Genomic DNA, 17,341 nt, shown 5'->3' with positions numbered 1-17,341 from the left:
GAAAATGAAATTGTTCACACTACCGTGCCTATTTTCAGTTCTTCAATTTTACGGTACAGGGTAGTCAGGCCAATTCCCAATAGTCTTGCGGTTTCTGTTTTATTGCCACGGGTGTATTTCAGTACTTTAATGATGTGCTGTTTTTCCACGGATTCCATTTTTAAGGCATCAGTCTCAGGAATTTGTCCACCCAGATGAAACTCATAAGGCAGCAGGCTGCTGCTGAGTTCCTGCCCATCCGCCAGAATAGCCACACGTTCCATCACATTTTTCAGTTCCCTGATGTTACCTTTCCAGGCGTGTTTCAACAACAATTCTTCAAAATCAGTATCCATTTTAAACTCGGGCTTGTTCACCTTATCTGCAAACTCTTTCAGATAATGCCTGGCGATCAATAAAATGTCAGATTTACGCTGCGATAAAGCAGGCAGCTCTATAAAAAACACAGAGAGCCGGTAATACAGGTCGAGCCTGAACCTACCTGCTTCTGCTTCCAGTTTCAGATCTCTGTTGGTAGCTGCTATGATACGTACATTTACTTTGCTGGTCTGCGTATCGCCCACCTTAATAAAGGTTTGGTTTTCCAATACCCTCAGCAATTTGGCCTGCAGTTCCATGTTCATTTCTCCTATTTCATCTAAAAATATAGTGCCTTCATGGGCTTCCTCCAGCAAACCCTTCTTGTCTTTAACCGCCCCGGTAAAGGCACCTTGTTTATGGCCAAACAATTCACTTTCCAGCAGTTCATGGTTAAAACCACTGCAATTTACGGCAACAAAGGGTTTCATTTTACGGGGACTTTCGTAATGGATGGCCTGTGCAAACACTTCCTTACCCGTTCCGGTCTCGCCCAAAAGCAATACAGTGGTATCTGTGGCCGCTACTTTTCTGGCTAGTTCTATGGCTGCTATGATGGCTTTCGACCGGCCTAGAATCCCCTCAAAACTATACTTTTTACCTACCTTGTTTTCCAGCTCATTTATGCGGTACTGCAGCTTTGCCTTATCCAAAGCTTTGTAAACCAATGGAATGATCTTATCGTTATCATCGCCTTTGGTAATGTAATCAAAGGCACCATTGCGCATGGCCATTACCCCGTCGGCTATGGTGCCAAAGGCCGTCAGGTTAATTACCTCTGCATAAGGCTTTATTTTTTTAATTTCCCTGACCAGCTCGACACCGTTAATATCAGGAAGTTTTACATCGCTTATGACTACATATACATCCTGACTGGAAAGAATTTTGAGCCCCTCCTTTCCGGTACCGGCCTGAAAGACCTTAAAACCTTCCAGTTCTATAATGCGTGCCAAAAGGCTGCATATTTTTTTTTCGTCATCAATGATCAGAACCGTATTCTGCATAGCCTATAATTTCAGCAATATTAGCAATTATTCGAGACAAGTATGTCGTCATGAACGTCAAATTTACTCCTGATGTGGTTCCTTACCGTATTCAGGATTTCCTTTGCTGTATAACTGTGATCGTATCTGATCTCGACTGTAAAACTACATTGGCCCGCCAGATTATTTGTCATGATATCTGTATGAATTGCAGTTACCTGCATCCTTACCGGATCAGGTAAATCCCTTTCTATTGGAAAAACGTATTCAGAAAACCATCTGATATCGTTTAATGCTGTACATAGTGCATTGGTTCCTTCTGCAAAAGGAACCAGACTTGCTCCAGGATGAGCAGTACACTCGAGCCGCATTACCTGTAGCCGGTTTATATTTTTTGCAGGCTGCCCTCCTTCTGCCTTATGCGGATCGAAGAGCATGGCCGTACACAAACAATTGCATCGCTTTTTATTTTCCAGAATGTTATAATTTACACAGCTTTTGCAACCTTCCCAAAAAAATTCGTCCTGCGTGATCTGGGCAAAGCTAACCGGTTCAAATCCCAGCTGGGTGTTCAGCTTCATCATTGCGGCGCCAGAGGTGATACTGAAAATCTTTGCCCCTGGATACCTGCTGCGCGACATCCTGAAAATCCGCTCCTTAATTGCCCTTGCTACACCTGCATGGCGAAACCTGGGCGCAACGATAAGACCAGAGTTGGCCACAAAACTGTTGTTTTGCCAGACTTCAAAATAGGCAAAGCCTACCCATTCGCCAGTACCAGTAACTGCAACCACAGCTTTTCCACCCTTCATTTTTTCGGCAATGCTTTCCACTGTACGGTTGGAAATACCGGAGCCACGTGCTATGGCCGAAGCAGCGGTTTCATTTACAATTTCATGTGCATACCTGATGTCTTCTTCAGTTGCTATACGTACAAATATCATTTGATTATCCATGATAAATTCAATTTTACAAGCCCCTTTCAAAGTGGATGCCTGTTTGGGCCGGTGCTTAGAAAAGCGTATAAAAACCATTGAAAACATCATTTATTTATTTCATGACCTTTTTATGGCAATAGGGAACCTTATCAAAATGACAGGGTTAATTTCATTTTAGTTACCTTTGTTCGTCCCAATCCTATCACAACATGAAATTAAGATCCCATATACCCTTTTCTTTTTTAATTCTTTTGGTTTTTATACTTTCTGCCTGCGGTGATGCAAAAAAGCTACCTGTATTGGGGCCCAGGACAACAGAAACGGTTAAAAATGCTGACGGAACGACCCGCGTGGATACTGTTTATAAAACGATTCCGGCATTTAGCTTCTTAAACCAGGATTCTGTAAACATTACCCAGGATAAGTTTAAAGACAAGATTTATATAGCCGATTTCTTTTTTACTTCCTGCACCACCATTTGTCCGACTATGCACCGCAACATGAAAGCGATTTTTGAAAAATACAAGGACAATCCTGAGGTAATGTACCTTTCACATACCATTGATTTTAAGTATGATACACCTGCTGTACTTAAAAAATATGCGCAGAAACTTGGTGTTGATGATGGCAGATGGCAGTTTGTTTATGGCATTAAGGACAGCGTGTATAAGATAGCCGAGAAGGACTATCTGGTAGCCGTAATTGAAGATACGACTGCTAAAGACGGCTATATACATCAGGGCTGGCTGGTATTGATAGATAAACAAAAGCGCATTCGCGGTGCTTATGATGGTACCGATACCAAGCAGGTAGACCAATTGATGAAAGACATTCCGGTTTTACTGGCTGAAGATAAAAAGTAAAATATGCGCAGGTATTTTATAGGTTTACTGTTTTTATTTGCTGTTGCCACCATCATATTTTCCTGCCAGGATGCCGGCAAAATTAAACAGGATGTTTATTATGTAAATGGACGTGATCTGTACCTGAAGCATTGCCAGAACTGTCATGGGGCCAATGGCGAAGGCCTGGGTACTTTAACACCGCCACTAACCGATACCATCTTTTTAAAAGTAAACAAACAAAAACTGGCCTGTTTTATTAAAAATGGTATAAAAGAGCCCATTACAGTGGGTGGGCTGGAGTATGAAGGCACTATGCCAGGTTTTGCCAATCTTCAAAACATAGACATTGCCCAGCTCCTGGTTTACATTAGTAATTCATTTGGCAATCATCAGGGGATGTATACTTATGAGCAGGTAGCCAAAGATCTTAAAAGCTGTAAATAGCGGCCAGGCTAAAGCGGAACTTCATCAGCAACTGCTATTGCTACCTTCTTTTTTCCGGCCAGCTTTTGAACCACATGGCCTGTTTCTTTTACAGGCTTCTTTTTCTTTTTAAATTTCCGGCCATACCAGATCAAAAACCCTGTTATAGGCAGACTTGCCCCTATTAATGAAGCCAGAAAGGCCATTACCTTACCCGGAAACCCAAGTATACTTCCTACATGAATGTCGTAATTCATTTTACGGAGCTTGCCACCAAGGCCTGCTTCAGCATAAGCTGTGGAATAGATATCTGCCCTGGGGAGTTCTTTAGCCGTATGCTGATCAAAAGTATAACCCTGGCTATTGTAAAACTGACCAGTATTGGGATATACTGTAATGCCGATTGTAGCCTTAGCTTTTGAAGTATCCGGGAAATTATAATAAAAGCCCTGCGATTTTGGATGTTTTGCAATGACCTTATTCCAGGCCAGATCCATAGCCGCCTCTGGTGTATAATATTTATTGGCCTGCAGGGAATCTGATTCCAGCCTTTTAAATTCTGCCAGTTTTTCTCCTCCGGTGGTTACCCAATATAAACCTTCACTATACCATTTAATGCCATAGACCATACCCGTAAGTGCAATGGCCAGCAAAAACAGCAATGAATAAAAACCCAGTACATTGTGCAGATCGAGGTTTACCCTTTTAAACGAAGCTCCCCATTTGACCTTAAAACTCTTGTCGCGCGTAGATTTGTTCCATTTTTTGGGATACCACCAGATCAGACCTGTAATCAGGAGCAGTACAAATACCAGGGTTCCATAATTTACAATAGGCCGGCCAATCTCATAAGGCATCCAAAGAAACCGGTGACCATTCAGAATGAACCTGAAAAAATCAGTCTCATTTTTTTTTCTGACTTCCGTAACCACCACTGCTCCGGTATAGGGGTTAATTTTAAGGGTAGTACCCCCGCCCCTTCTTCCAGCTCCTCTTTCGCCCCTTCCTTTTTTTTCTACTTTATCTTTCAGGTTAAGGTTAATGGTACGCCCCTGCTGATAAGTGGCATATGCTGGTAGTTTATCTGGATAATCGCGGGCTACAATGGCCGACAACTGTCCGGGTGTGAGTACGGGTTTATCTTGTTTTTCAATTCTTGTTTTTGGTTCCAGCAGGCCATTGATCTCTTCATTAAATACCCAGATACAACCTGTTAGACAAACAATCAGCACAATGATACCGGAGGCAAGCCCCAGCCATAAGTGAAGCCATTTATTGATCCTGGTAAAAAGAGTATCCTTACTCTTTTTATTTGGAACTGAATTTTTGTTTCCTGTAGTCATTGTGCTGATGTATTTGGTATTAAAATGTAATTTTTATGGATGTTTAAGATGGGTATTATGGTAAATGCTGGATAGCTGTAATCAGTCCTCCTTCTACTTTCAGTCCTTTTACAGCTGTGCCGGCTGCAGCATCTATTTTATATACATAAGTAGTTCCGTCTTTCAGGTTAAAACCGATATAAGCATGCTTACCATCATTTGGTGCATAGTTATTGGTGGTGACAGTCTGAATATCTGCAGCAGCAGGTGTACCAGATATCAGTTTAAATGTTTTATCGGCCACATTGACAACAGCAAGTTGTTTACCTGTAACATAAGCACCTTTTTCTGCTTTTGGCGTAACATTGGCTATAAAATTATTGCTGCCAATATAGATCCAGTTGGTGACTACATAACCACCCGAAATGGTTTCAAAATTGTAAAAATAGCTCTGGTCAAATTCAGTGGTACCCGCCTTAATTCTGGTAATTGCAGAAGGTTTGGTTGAAGTTAACACGCCGCCATTAACAGCTACAGAAGAAGAAAATGCATAAACATCCCCATTTTCGACCAGGCCAAGTCCGTCTACAAAGTATCTGCCGATAAAGCTGGTACGTGTATCTTTAATTACTTTTTCCAGCTGCATGGCCGGATAAGAATAAACCGCTATACCTGCAAAATCCGGGTAATCCGTTTCAAACGATCTGTTCTTGATCGAGAAAAATGGGGCAAATACCTTAGTACCCACCTGTTTGATCCAGCTAAAATGGGCAATCTCGCCGTTACCAGTGGGTGCAATGGCATCAATTGTACCCTCGCCACTAATGGCGGTGCTGTTATTGGTATTTACCCGGTAATAGTTGGCCAGTGTGGCGCCCGTTTCATTGATGGTACGTGGGATTTTAAGCATCAGTATATCCTCGTTTACCGGTGCAAAAGCCTGAACGGTTTCTGAAACAAAATTAGAAAGTTTGTTTAATTTACCGTCTTTCACATCATAGGAAGTTACAGCACCTGGATTTCCTTGTCCGTACAACATACTGAAAAACTTGTTATTGGCCGTTACATAATAACGGTAGGTACCATCTTGCTCCACACCGTTTCCTATAATAGATACCGCACCTTCATCTAAGCTGCTGGCGGTTACCAGATAGTCGGCAACCCCGGTAGAGGCAATTGGTGTAACAGCGAGTACAAAGTTACCTGGATTTTCAGGTATGTTATTTTTATCTTTTTTGCAGGAAGTTAATGCTGCTGCAAATGCAACAGCCATAATCGCTTTTGTAAGCTTTGCTTTCATATCAATTGTTTTTAATGGTGTATTAATTGTTTTTGTTAAAGAAATATCTTAGGTTGAGGTAGAAACCGCGACCTGGCTTTTGCAGGCTAAAATTGTCAAAAAGGTCTTCATTGGTAAGATTTTTGGCTTCCAGTCCGATATTATACCTTCCTTTAGCCATGCTGTATACAAAGTTCAGGTCATGTGCAAGCTGCTGGGGAACTTCCCGTTTTGCATCATTTGCACTTTTTCCACCCAGGCTGGGCCAGTACAGCCAAAAAGCATGTACATACAATAAATTATAACCAATGCTCAGGTTATTGTTCTTATTTCCAACATTTTTAAGTGATACAGAGATGTCTGCATTTCCATATAAATACGGAATATTCGGCATCTGATCTAAATACAATGGGCTTACAGCACTATAATTGGGTTCATATTTCTGAAGGTTGCGCAGAAACTGATAAGTAAACGTAGATCCGGCTGAGAGCCAGTCTTTATAGGAATATCTGATCTCAGCATCTCCCCCCCAGGTGCTTACTCCTTCCCGGTTATCGGCCACCAGTTTGGTCTGGTTCAGGTTTAGTCTGTTGTAAATAAATTGGTCCGATTGCCTGTAAATTGCATTGGCGGTAATGGAAAAATTGTGTATTTTATTTAATGAAAAGCCATAAATAAGGCCAAGGTTGATGTTGTCACTTTTTTCAGGTTTCAAGGCAGGGTTGCCATCCATATTTTCCAGGTCGCCAAATATCTCGTTGGCTTCAGGCATACGGTTTGTGAGTTCATAAGAACCTTTAAGTTGTAAACTTGAATTGAAATAATAAGTGACTGCTGTACAGTATCCTATTTTTTCTATGGCCGACTCTCCTGTAGCGGCAGTTCCATTAACATTGTTCTGATAAATGTATTTTCCAAATAAGTTGACACTCCACCTGTCTTTCACATTATAACTATAGCCTAGCCCGAGTACGTTCTTATAGGTCTTTTTAAGCAGGTTACTGATATTGTTTGCCGGGTTCAGCAGGTCGTTGGTCTTACGGTTAAAAGTAGTAAAAACATTGTTCAGGGCCACCGACTGGTTGTCGCTGATGTTATAATTGACCATAGCAGTGGCTAAACCATTATTGTTTCTGTATTTAGCAAAAGTTCTTCCACGCTCTCCACTGGTACCTGTATTTTTAGGTACGCCATACCAATCGTACCTTACATTCATGGTATCAATATTCTGTTCATACCCCAAATTGTAGTTGGCATTCACCGTAACATCCAGGCCTTTAATCAGGTCTGTTTTTTTATACTTCAAAGAAGGCATTACAATACTTCCACGTCTGTGTAAAGCACCAAATACAGCTTCCATGCGTGCGCCTGTTTGTATTTCCTTATAATTTTTACCCAATGTAATGCCCAACAATAATTTATCAGCAAAGCCTTTATCTACCAGTCCGACGTTTGCAATCACTGTTTCATTGTGATAGTTATCATGAAATCTTCTCAATTTGATGTCTTCCTTTACACCCGTATTTATAGTAGAGAGCGTTACCTTATAATCATTGTCGGAATAGTTTTGAAAAGCATTCAATTGTACAGTAAAGCCACTTTTACTTGTAGCAACCGTATTGAAAACAGTCCTGTGCGTATTAAAAGAACCATACGCATAAGCAGCATCTATAAAATTGCGCTGACGATCGCCCGTTACTATATTGATGGCCCCACCCAGCGCATCAGCGCCAAGCCACATGGGTACTACCCCTTTGTAAACTTCTATGCGTTCTGCGACATTAATGGGAATATTATTGATCTGAAAAGAGCTGCCAAAGTTATCCATCGGGATTCCATCAATAAAATACCTGATGTGATTTCCTGAAAAACCATTTAAAGAAAGGTTAAAGTTAGACCCTACCCCACCAGATTCCCTTACACGTATACCGGCAACCCTATCCAGTGCACCAGAAATATCCAGTGTAGTGTTGTATAGTTTTTTGGCATCAACAGCCGTTACATTAAAGGCCTGCCTGTTGGTTTCCTGGACTACGGTCCGCCCGATTACCGAAACTTCAGAAAGGTCGTTGTCCCTAGCTTTTAACACCAGCTGTATACCTGAAGTATTGCCTGTTATTGTTACCTTTTGTATCCTATCGGCATAGCCAATATATTTCACTTTTAAACGGTATTCACCTGCAGGAATATTTCTGATGCTGAATTTCCCTTCTCCGTCTGTTACTGAGGATTTATTGCTGCCCTGCAATACAACTCCTGCACCTGTGAATAGTTCTCCACTACCAGATTTTACAATACCTTCAAGTGTATATCCTTGTTGTGCCTGGGCATAAAAGCTAGTGAAGATGAGGAAAATCAACATTAAATACCTGTATATGGTAAAAATTTGCATCTTTGAATTATTAATATTTATTTAGACTTATTCTTAATTGATGCAAAAGTATGTGTTACTTTGTACGAGAGTTGCAGGAATTTATACGAATTAAGCAGAAAAAATTATGGTAGATATTTACATTAAAGATGTTTCAGGGAACATTCTTTTCAGGGAAAAGATGGAGCTCAGTAAAGTTAGCGAACTGCTGCTGCTGGTTAAAAAGTTTACCATACCGTCGTCATCCCTTTCGGGCGCAGGCTGGACAGAAAAAGAAACAGATACTTTTACCGCTATTGCCGAAATGATCGGGAACGAGCTGTCGAGAAATTTTTCCATCCAGGAGCTGGCAAACCATGCGGGCATGAACCGTACCAAGCTTCAGGCGGGCTTTAAGCAGGTATACAAAAAAACGATCAACTCATTTACGCATGATTTAAAAATGGAGCGGGCCAAAGTGCTGCTGACGGCTGCACAGGGCATTGGTTTGAAGGAAATAGCCGGTATGCTGGGCTATCGTTATACCAATCACTTCTCAGCAGCATTTAAGAAAAAATTTGGTATTTCACCTTCAACATTCAAGAACAACAATTCCCGGAACTGATTCATCAGCTAATATACATTCTTTTCCTATCTTTGCTGAAAATGCAAGCTGTTCTATCGCTGGCCCGGTTCGCCGGGAAAGAGGAAAGTCCGGGCAACACAGAGCATCCCGCTTCCTAACGGGAAGAGGTTCAGGAATGAATACCTGAATTATGGAAAGTGCCGCAGAAAATATACCGCCGATGGCTTTTAAGCACAGGTAAGGTTGAAAACGTGAGGTAAGGGCTCACGAGTTTTGCCAGTGATGGCAAGGTTGGTAAACCCCGGGAGTTGAAAGACCAAATAGGCTAACGCATGTAGGGCTGCTCGTCCGATGTTAGTGGGTAGGTCGTTAGAGATAAATGGCAACATTTATAGTAGATTAATGGTAGAAGCCCGATTTATCGGGAACAGAACCCGGCTTACAGGCTTGCATTTTTTATTTTATAAATGGGTTATTAAAATTATATTAGTAGCCAGACACAAAATGATTAGCATTACCTATGGCAAAATTATTAATAATTGATGATGAAAGGGCAATAAGAAGTACTCTTCGTGAGATTTTAGAATACGAGAATTACGAGGTTGAAGATATTGACAATGGTATTGACGGACTGGAACTGATCAAAAAAAAGAAATTTGATCTTGTACTGTGCGACATTAAAATGAATAAAATGGATGGCATGGAAGTACTGGAACAGGCCCTGGCCTATAGTCCGGATCTTCCTTTCATCATGATATCTGGCCATGGTACTGTAGAAACCGCCATAGAAGCCAGCAAAAAAGGGGCGTTTGATTTTATATCTAAACCACCTGATCTGAACAGGTTGTTGATTACAGTCAGAAATGCCCTGGACAGGGGTAATCTGGTTACTGAAACTAAGGTATTAAAAAGAAAGGTAAGCAAGACCAGGGACATCCTGGGCAGTTCAGAAAATATTGGAAAAATTAAAGAAACCATTGAACGTGTTGCGCCTACTGAAGCCAGGGTATTGATTACAGGTGCAAATGGTAGTGGTAAAGAGTTGGTGGCACGCTGGCTGCACGAGAAATCGCAACGTGCGGAAAGTCCGCTTATAGAAGTAAACTGTGCTGCAATCCCGTCGGAACTGATAGAAAGTGAACTATTTGGTCATGAAAAGGGTTCATTTACCTCTGCAGTAAAACAACGTATCGGTAAGTTTGAACTGGCCAATGGCGGCACTTTGTTTTTAGATGAGATTGGCGACATGAGCCTGTCTGCGCAGGCTAAAGTACTTCGAGCCTTACAGGAACATAAAATTACACGTGTAGGTGGAGAAAAAGAACTGGAAGTTAATGTCCGAGTACTGGCGGCGACAAATAAAGACTTGCTCAAAGAAATTGAAGCCGGAAATTTCAGAATGGACTTATACCACCGTTTAAATGTGATCAATATTCATGTTCCACATTTAACTGAGCGTACAGAGGACATCCCCGAAATTGCCTTAAACTTTCTTGAAGAAATTTGCAGGGACTACGGTATGCCGGTTAAAAAAATCAGTGATGGGGCTATGACAGCCTTACAGGCTTTGCCATGGACAGGGAATGTCCGTGAATTGCACAATATGATTGAGCGGCTGATTATTTTAAGTGATAAGGTTATTACTGAAAATGATGTAATTGCTTTTGCGAATCCTGGCGGCGGGACCAATATTGGGGCTGTAAATACGGCGAATGGCCAGTCAGGACTGGGGCATGGGCCGGCAGTTGATTATGATAAATTTAATAATTTCCAGGATTATAAAGATCATGCAGAAAGGGAATTTATTAAATTCAAGCTGGAAAAAAACAACTGGAATGTATCTAAAACAGCTGATGATATTGAAATCCAGCGTAGTCACCTATACAGTAAGATTGAAAAATTCGGTTTGAAAAGGGTAGCAGAATAAGCTAGCCCATATAATCTGCCTGTCTGCTCAACAAGGCCCTGTATTTATTAAAGATGGCTGTTTTTGAGACAAGGCCAAGATATTTTCCTTGCTCATCCAATACAGGTAGCAGCCATGCATTTTCTTTTTCCATCTTTTGCAGCAGGTGTTTTAAAGAATCGGAAATGACTGCTACATCCGGTGCAGTTTGCATCAGGTCTTGCACGGCTAATGTATCTGAATTGCTGATGCCTTTTTTAAGCAGGTCTTCCACATATAACAAACCCTTAAAGTCCTGCTCATTCCCCACTACGGGGAACAGATTTCTTTTAGATTGTAATATTTCGTTCAGTCTGTCAGAAATCAGGTCATTTTCATTTAAAACCAGGTAATCATGCTCTAAAAGATGCCTCAGTTTCATCATGTTCAATACAGTTGCATCTTTATCTTCAAGAGAAAGCAGTTCCCCTCTTTCTGCAAGTGGCTGTGTATAAATGGAATATTTATGCTTACTGCGGTTAATCAGATAGGCAATTGCCGAAGTAATCATTAACGGAACCATCAATACATAGCCCCCGGTAATTTCTGCAATTAAAAAGATACCGGTTAAAGGGGCATGCATAATGGCACTTAAAGATGCGGCCATACCTGCAACAATAAAATTGGCCACGCTTAAATGGGCAAGACCGAGTGTATTGATTGCAAATGCGACAGCAAAACCAATTAAACCACCCATAATTAAACTGGGAGCAAAAATTCCCCCGTTACCACCGGCGCTTAAAGTAATCAGTGTGGCAGCAGATTTGGCAAAAACAGTAACGACGGTAAAGAGAATAATGACCCAGGGCAGACTGCTGTATTCGGCAAAGATACTGTTACTGAGCAGTGTAGTATAATTACCTCCCAGCAGATTTTTGATGGTAATGTATCCTTCCCCATATAACGTAGGAAATAAAAAGACCATTATTCCCAGCATTAAACCACCCAATACTACTTTTTTATAGGGGTTTCTAATTTTGTAAAATGATGTTTTAATAAAGCTGTTTACTTTTTTAAAATAAATAGAAAACAAGCCGATCAGTACAGCCAGCAATACGTAATAGATCAAAGCATTCATCTTCCAGCCTTCTGTAACCAGAAAAAACAGCTGCTCGTTATAGAACAAACGGGCAACTACAGCTGCCGTAGCCGCAGAAAGCAATAAGGGGATAAAAGCTGGAATGGTAAATTCTGGCAGCAGGATCTCTATGGCAAAGACTATCCCGGCAATGGGACTGTTAAAGGCTCCTGCAATACCTGCCGCGGCCCCACAGGCCAGCAGCATAGTAGTTTCCCTGTAAGATAAGCCCAGAAAACGACCAACTACAGAACCAATGCTACCACCACTGGTTACAATGGGTGCTTCCAGTCCTGTCGAACCACCAAAACCCACCGTTAAAGCTGCGGTTATCACTTGCGAATAAATATTGTGTGGCTCTATTTTGCTCGACTTTTTAGATATGGTATAGAGTATAGGCGTTAAACCGGTTTCAAACTTACCTTTTCGGATAAACCGGCGCACATACAATACGGAGAGCAGAATTCCTATGAAAGGAAAGAAGAAAAAAAGATAATACTTATACTGCCAGTGAAAACCAGTCTGCAAAAAATCTTCAATGTGGTGTGTCAGCGATTTAAGTAATGCCGCTGCAAGACCCGCCAGTATACCGACAATCAATGCAGCTATGACCAGGAAATTCCTGTTAGAAATTTTTGTTTTCCTGTACTGATTAATGGCATCTATATAACTTACTAATCTAACGTACATCTTAAAACAGCTTTAAGCGTCGAACTTGTCCAGTAATTTAATCAGTGTAGCAAAATCTTTAGGATAAGGAGCCTCAATTACAATATCCTGTCCGTTCAGTCCCTTAAACACCAGGTGCCGCGCGTGAAGTGCAAAACGCTTCATAATGGGCTGTTCCTCTTCATCTTTTGCCAAACGGTAACCTTTTTTTAAGCTGGAAAGGTATACAGGCTTGCCCCGGTACATATCGTCGCCGGCAATGGCTGCACGTTGTGTAGCCAGGTGTATCCTGATCTGGTGCATGCGCCCGGTAATGGGCTTGCATTCTACCAGTGTATAATGCCTGTAATGTTTCAAGGTATTGAATATGGTTTCTGCACGTTTGCCTTCCTTACGGTCGATGGTCACACTTTTATTACCATCATTTAAAATGGGGAGGTCGATAAACAATTCTTTGAATGTAAACTGTCCGTCAACTACCGCATGATAAGTTTTATTTACTTTACGTTTTTCAAATTGCATGGCAACGTTACGGTAGGCTTCTGGTGTTTTGGCGATAATAATGGCACCTGACGTTTCCTTATCTAAACGGTGACATACCTGTGCATCAGCTACATATTGCTTTGCCAGGCGGAGAATGTTCACTTCTCCTGAGCCGCCACGTTCATCTAATGATGCGACGAAGGGCGGTTTATTTACTACGACATAATCATCGTTTTCAAACAGTATGAGATCTTTAAAATTTGGGTACTTCACTCGGTAATTTTATGTAAAGTACAAAAGTAAGCATTCTTAGTGGCAATGTCTAAGACAACTCGAACTTATACCCTACTCCTTTTACGGTAGCGACGTAGGTTTCGCCCAGTTTCTCGCGTAATTTACGGATATGTACATCAATGGTACGGTTGGTTACCACTACAGAATCTTCCCAGATATTCTTTAATATAGATTCGCGTGTATATACCTTACCTGGTTTAGAGGCCAAAAGGTACAACAGTTCAAATTCTTTTTTAGCCAGCACTACCTTTTGCCCGTTCTGGTACACCAGGTAAGCTTCCCTGTCGATTACCAGGTCCCCTATTTCCACCTTATTGTCTGACACGTCGTCCGTACTTGAATTTCTTCTTAAGATGGCATTGATACGGCTTACCAGGGCACGGGGTTTAATGGGTTTGGCGATGTAATCATCAGCACCCACGTTAAAACCGGCAATCTCGGAATATTCTTCACTGCGGGCAGTAAGGAATACCATAAATGTATTTTTAAATTCAGGAATGGCACGCATCAATCTGCAAGCTTCGATCCCATCCATTTTAGGCATCATAATATCCAGGATGATCAGATCAGGATGTACCTTTTTCGCAATCGTAATCCCTTCCTGTCCGTTACCCGCCAGATAAACCTGATAACCTTCTTTTTTTAAGTTGTATTCTATTAATTCTAAAATATCGGGTTCATCATCAACAATAAGTATCTTCTGTTTTACGGTGCTCATAGCTTTAATTATTTGTTACGAAATTAGGTAATCAATTATAATATAGCGTTAAACACAGGTTAACAAATTGTTAATTACACCCTGTATATTAACATGAATTTAGGGTTAGCGTAAAGTTTTATTTAAAAAAGCATCCAGTTCTGCACCGCGAAGGTTTTTAGCTATTATTTTTCCATTCGGATCTACAATAAAAGAACTTGGAATGGCATCTATACCATATAACAACGCTGTTGGACTTTCAAAATCTTTCAGGTCGCTGGCATGTGCCCAGCTCAGGTTATCGGCTGCTATGGCTTTTTTCCAGGCTTCTGCATCTTTATCCAGGGAAATTCCTAAAATGGTAAAATTCTTATCTTTATAGGCATTGTAAGCTTTCACTACATTGGGATTTTCCTGTCTGCAGGGCATACACCATGATGCCCAGAAATCAAGCATTACATATTTACCTTTAAAATCGGCCAGTTTAATAGGCTTGCCATCTACACTGTTGATGATAAATTCCGGGGCTTGCTGCCCTACTTGTACAGATTTAAGTTTAGCCATTTTTACCAGAAATTCGGCAACTGCAGCATTGTTATTGAAATTACTTTTAATCTTATCGGCATAATCTACCAGCTCTTTTTCATACTCTGCCGGGTTTAACAGATTAACGGCATAAAAGCCCGCAAGCGAGCTGGTATTGTTTTGTGCGAACTTAAGGACAGCCTTATTTAAGCCATCAATCTCCTGGGTATAGGCAGGTCGCATTTGCTCCATGATCATGTCCCTCTTATCGGGCTGTGCGGCTACGGCTTCATCAAAACTGCGCTGGATCTCCCCTATCTTAACCATATACTGGTTTTTAGTTTTGTTCAGTTCTTCCAGTTTATCTGCTTCTACAGCACCTGATATGGTATAGCCAAGGTTTTTATCGGCCAGATCTGCCTGTATTTTGATCTGATCACCATTCTGGGCTATAATCATGTATTCACTATGACCTGAAGATATCCTGAAAAAATCTACTGCGGGCGTGCTATGGATAAATTTAAACTCCCCTTTTTCTGAAAACACCGTTGAATCCAGGGGTTTTACCTGATCCTTTTGTATACCAAACAGGTAAACCTTACTGCCTGCTGCCGCATTTTTAAATGTTCCTTCTACTACAAAATTCCCTTTGTCTTTACATGCTGCAAAAACAATGCATAGCAGCACTATATATCCGATTCTCTTCATCATATTCCTGATTATTTTAACTTATCCTGTAACAATTGATTTATTTTCTGAGGGTCAGCCTTACCTTTGGCGAGCTTCATTACGTCGCCGACAAAAAGACCCAACACCCCTTTTTTACCTTTTTTATACGCTTCAACCTGCGCCTGATACCTCGCCAGTACTTCATCTACAAAGGCAGACAGTTCATCACCGTTGTCTACGATCAGCAGGTTCAGTTTTGCTGCCAGTTCCAATACGTTAACGGCAGGGGCTTTAAGCAATTCGGGCAATAACTGATGTAAAGCAACCTGCTGTGTAATTTGCTTATCATCAACCATGTTGATCACATCGGCGAGCTGTTCCGGAATAACTTTAAAATCTGCTATGCCGATCTCTTTTTCATTTAGCAATGCCCTTATTGGTCCTGTAAGCCAGTTTACCAAATTCTTTTTATTATTAACAAACTCCAATGCATCGTTAAAATACTGCAAAAGATCGTGGTCTTCAGCAAGCATAGTTGCCTCAGAAGTACTTACTCCATAATCTGCTACCAGTTTTTTGGCAATTTCCTGTGGTAATGCAGGCATATCAAATTTTAACTGGGCCAGCCATTCATCTGAAATGTGTACGGGTGCCAGATCCGGGTCAGGAAAATAACGGTAATCGTTGGCTTCTTCCTTGCTCCTCATGGGTGCAGTAGTTCCCTTGTCTGCATCAAAAGTAAGTGTACTCTGGACAATACTGCCACCACTCAAAACCACTTCTTTCTGACGGCCAAACTCAAAATCAATTGCCCTGCGCACATTTCTTATGGAGTTTAAGTTTTTTACTTCACAGCGCGTACCAAATTCAATTGCTCCCACTTTCCTTATAGAAATATTGGCATCACAGCGTAAGCTTCCTTCTTCCATATTTCCATCACTCACATCCAGGTGCCGCACCAGTTTTCTGATCTCGGTAAGCAAAAGTGAAGCTTCTTCCGCACTGCGGATATCGGGTTCAGTTACAATTTCAACTAAAGGTACACCAGCCCTGTTCAGGTCGACATAAGAATATCTGTCATCCTGGTCGTGCAGACTTTTACCTGCATCTTCTTCCAGATGGATGCGGTTGATACCGATCCGTTTTTCTTCTCCGCTGCCCAGGGTTACATTGATAAACCCATTCTGACAGATGGGTTTATTGTCCTGTGTGATCTGATACCCTTTAGGCAAATCGGCATAGAAATAGTTCTTTCTGTCAAAATAGTTAACCTGATTGATATTACAGTTTAAGGCCAGGCCCATTCTGGCAGCTTTAGCTACTACTTCCCTGTTCAACTTAGGCAGTGCACCAGGCAGGGCCAGTGAAACTGCCGAGATGTGTTCATTGGGTTTTGCTCCGAAAGCTGCACTATCGGATGAAAATATTTTAGATTGTGTATTGAGTTGTACGTGGATCTCTAAACCAGATACCAATTCGAATTCTGATGGAGAAACTGAGGTTTTCGTACTCATTTATAGGCAATAGTTTTCTTAATTTCTGATGTGTTTTACATACAAACATAACCATTTATACGTTAAAAACCTTTATTTATCTACAGCAACGATACTACTATCCGCCACTTTAGCCGAATCTTGCGACGTAAAATTTACACTGTCTGCATTTTCAGTTGCCACCTTACCGGCAGCTACCGGGGCTTCATATTCGATAACTTTACCGCTTTTATGCCGCACAGGCTTAGGGTGTTTGTTATAAAAAACAGCACCTACAGCTGTAACAATTAATGCTGTACAAGCAATTGTAAGATATTTAAATTCCCTTCTGCTATAAAACGGTGTACTTTTTTCTTCTGTCATTTTAAGCTGTCATTTCTATAATGGTACCCTAAAGTACTCAAA

At 41.1% G+C, this 17,341-nt stretch carries 15 protein-coding genes and 1 other RNA gene; 5 read left to right on the top strand and 11 right to left on the bottom strand.

The window, feature by feature from the left end; genetic code table 11:
* Positions 1 to 14: 14 nt before the first annotated feature.
* Both HDC92_RS05395 and HDC92_RS05390 read right to left on the bottom strand, forming a co-directional pair.
* Positions 15 to 1,361 (bottom strand): sigma-54-dependent transcriptional regulator, encoded by a 1,347-nt coding sequence (locus tag HDC92_RS05395; RefSeq protein WP_183872853.1) that lies wholly within the window; start codon positions 1,359 to 1,361, stop codon positions 15 to 17.
* Positions 1,362 to 1,381: 20 nt separating this feature from the next.
* On the bottom strand, positions 1,382 to 2,296 hold the full coding sequence (locus HDC92_RS05390; RefSeq protein ID WP_183872851.1) for a peptidase dimerization domain-containing protein: 915 nt from the start codon (positions 2,294 to 2,296) through the stop codon (positions 1,382 to 1,384).
* A 191-nt stretch (positions 2,297 to 2,487) separates the two neighbouring features.
* Between HDC92_RS05390 and HDC92_RS05385 the strand changes: the two genes are divergently transcribed.
* Entirely contained in the window at positions 2,488 to 3,141 is a 654-nt protein-coding gene (locus HDC92_RS05385) for an SCO family protein (protein ID WP_183872849.1), read from the top strand.
* 3 nt (positions 3,142 to 3,144) lie between these two features.
* Positions 3,145 to 3,567, top strand: coding sequence for a c-type cytochrome (locus HDC92_RS05380; RefSeq protein WP_015808329.1), 423 nt, complete (start codon positions 3,145 to 3,147; stop codon positions 3,565 to 3,567).
* A gap of 8 nt (positions 3,568 to 3,575) precedes the next feature.
* On the opposite strand, the gene HDC92_RS05375 is transcribed toward HDC92_RS05380, so the two are convergent.
* Genes HDC92_RS05375 through HDC92_RS05365 form a run of 3 tightly spaced genes read right to left on the bottom strand, consistent with a single transcriptional unit; the run spans position 3,576 to position 8,509 of the window.
* Entirely contained in the window at positions 3,576 to 4,889 is a 1,314-nt protein-coding gene (locus HDC92_RS05375; protein WP_015808330.1) for a PepSY-associated TM helix domain-containing protein, read from the bottom strand.
* A 55-nt stretch (positions 4,890 to 4,944) separates the two neighbouring features.
* Positions 4,945 to 6,168, bottom strand: a complete 1,224-nt coding sequence (locus HDC92_RS05370) for a DUF4374 domain-containing protein (RefSeq protein WP_015808331.1) — start codon at positions 6,166 to 6,168, stop codon at positions 4,945 to 4,947.
* A 22-nt stretch (positions 6,169 to 6,190) separates the two neighbouring features.
* Entirely contained in the window at positions 6,191 to 8,509 is a 2,319-nt protein-coding gene (locus HDC92_RS05365) for a TonB-dependent receptor (protein ID WP_183872847.1), read from the bottom strand.
* A gap of 136 nt (positions 8,510 to 8,645) precedes the next feature.
* On the opposite strand from HDC92_RS05365, the gene HDC92_RS05360 reads away from it, so the two are divergent.
* The 3 genes from HDC92_RS05360 to HDC92_RS05350 all read left to right on the top strand — a co-directional run bounded on the left by HDC92_RS05360 (position 8,646) and on the right by HDC92_RS05350 (position 11,010).
* Entirely contained in the window at positions 8,646 to 9,122 is a 477-nt protein-coding gene (locus HDC92_RS05360) for a helix-turn-helix domain-containing protein (protein WP_183872845.1), read from the top strand.
* Positions 9,123 to 9,162: 40 nt separating this feature from the next.
* Positions 9,163 to 9,541, top strand: an RNA gene (gene rnpB / locus HDC92_RS05355) — RNase P RNA component class A.
* A 62-nt stretch (positions 9,542 to 9,603) separates the two neighbouring features.
* Positions 9,604 to 11,010: a sigma-54-dependent transcriptional regulator gene (locus HDC92_RS05350; RefSeq protein ID WP_183872843.1), complete on the top strand. Its 1,407-nt coding sequence runs from the start codon at positions 9,604 to 9,606 to the stop codon at positions 11,008 to 11,010.
* Position 11,011: 1 nt separating this feature from the next.
* Here HDC92_RS05350 and HDC92_RS05345 read toward each other — a convergent pair whose 3' ends face one another.
* The 6 genes from HDC92_RS05345 to HDC92_RS05320 form a co-directional block, all read right to left on the bottom strand.
* A complete protein-coding gene (locus HDC92_RS05345) occupies positions 11,012 to 12,796 on the bottom strand; it encodes a chloride channel protein (RefSeq protein ID WP_183872841.1) in 1,785 nt (594 codons plus the stop codon).
* A gap of 12 nt (positions 12,797 to 12,808) precedes the next feature.
* Positions 12,809 to 13,531, bottom strand: a complete 723-nt coding sequence (locus HDC92_RS05340) for an RluA family pseudouridine synthase (RefSeq protein WP_183872839.1) — start codon at positions 13,529 to 13,531, stop codon at positions 12,809 to 12,811.
* 49 nt (positions 13,532 to 13,580) lie between these two features.
* Positions 13,581 to 14,270, bottom strand: coding sequence for a response regulator transcription factor (locus HDC92_RS05335; protein ID WP_015808338.1), 690 nt, complete (start codon positions 14,268 to 14,270; stop codon positions 13,581 to 13,583).
* Between the two features lie 105 nt (positions 14,271 to 14,375).
* Positions 14,376 to 15,485, bottom strand: a complete 1,110-nt coding sequence (locus HDC92_RS05330; RefSeq protein ID WP_183872837.1) for a TlpA disulfide reductase family protein — start codon at positions 15,483 to 15,485, stop codon at positions 14,376 to 14,378.
* A gap of 8 nt (positions 15,486 to 15,493) precedes the next feature.
* The gene (gene gatB / locus HDC92_RS05325) at positions 15,494 to 16,957 is read right to left on the bottom strand and encodes an Asp-tRNA(Asn)/Glu-tRNA(Gln) amidotransferase subunit GatB (RefSeq protein WP_183872835.1); all 1,464 of its coding nucleotides are present in this window, start codon (positions 16,955 to 16,957) and stop codon (positions 15,494 to 15,496) included.
* Positions 16,958 to 17,029: 72 nt separating this feature from the next.
* Entirely contained in the window at positions 17,030 to 17,299 is a 270-nt protein-coding gene (locus tag HDC92_RS05320; RefSeq protein ID WP_183872833.1) for a hypothetical protein, read from the bottom strand.
* Positions 17,300 to 17,341 lie beyond the last annotated feature (42 nt).

This window comes from Pedobacter sp. AK017 (assembly GCF_014200825.1).
In the GTDB taxonomy this organism is placed as follows: domain Bacteria; phylum Bacteroidota; class Bacteroidia; order Sphingobacteriales; family Sphingobacteriaceae; genus Pedobacter; species Pedobacter heparinus.
Note: the sequence above shows the minus strand (reverse complement) of the source record. Positions and strands in the feature narration are given on the sequence as shown.

Coding starts and splice junctions, on each gene's coding strand:
- HDC92_RS05395 (WP_183872853.1), bottom strand. CDS start 1,361: ATGCAGAATACGGTTCTGATCATTGATGACGAAAAAAAAATATGCAGC.
- HDC92_RS05390 (WP_183872851.1), bottom strand. CDS start 2,296: ATGGATAATCAAATGATATTTGTACGTATAGCAACTGAAGAAGACATC.
- HDC92_RS05385 (WP_183872849.1), top strand. CDS start 2,488: ATGAAATTAAGATCCCATATACCCTTTTCTTTTTTAATTCTTTTGGTT.
- HDC92_RS05380 (WP_015808329.1), top strand. CDS start 3,145: ATGCGCAGGTATTTTATAGGTTTACTGTTTTTATTTGCTGTTGCCACC.
- HDC92_RS05375 (WP_015808330.1), bottom strand. CDS start 4,889: ATGACTACAGGAAACAAAAATTCAGTTCCAAATAAAAAGAGTAAGGAT.
- HDC92_RS05370 (WP_015808331.1), bottom strand. CDS start 6,168: ATGAAAGCAAAGCTTACAAAAGCGATTATGGCTGTTGCATTTGCAGCA.
- HDC92_RS05365 (WP_183872847.1), bottom strand. CDS start 8,509: ATGTTGATTTTCCTCATCTTCACTAGCTTTTATGCCCAGGCACAACAA.
- HDC92_RS05360 (WP_183872845.1), top strand. CDS start 8,646: ATGGTAGATATTTACATTAAAGATGTTTCAGGGAACATTCTTTTCAGG.
- HDC92_RS05350 (WP_183872843.1), top strand. CDS start 9,604: ATGGCAAAATTATTAATAATTGATGATGAAAGGGCAATAAGAAGTACT.
- HDC92_RS05345 (WP_183872841.1), bottom strand. CDS start 12,796: ATGTACGTTAGATTAGTAAGTTATATAGATGCCATTAATCAGTACAGG.
- HDC92_RS05335 (WP_015808338.1), bottom strand. CDS start 14,270: ATGAGCACCGTAAAACAGAAGATACTTATTGTTGATGATGAACCCGAT.
- HDC92_RS05330 (WP_183872837.1), bottom strand. CDS start 15,485: ATGATGAAGAGAATCGGATATATAGTGCTGCTATGCATTGTTTTTGCA.
- gatB (WP_183872835.1), bottom strand. CDS start 16,957: ATGAGTACGAAAACCTCAGTTTCTCCATCAGAATTCGAATTGGTATCT.
- HDC92_RS05320 (WP_183872833.1), bottom strand. CDS start 17,299: ATGACAGAAGAAAAAAGTACACCGTTTTATAGCAGAAGGGAATTTAAA.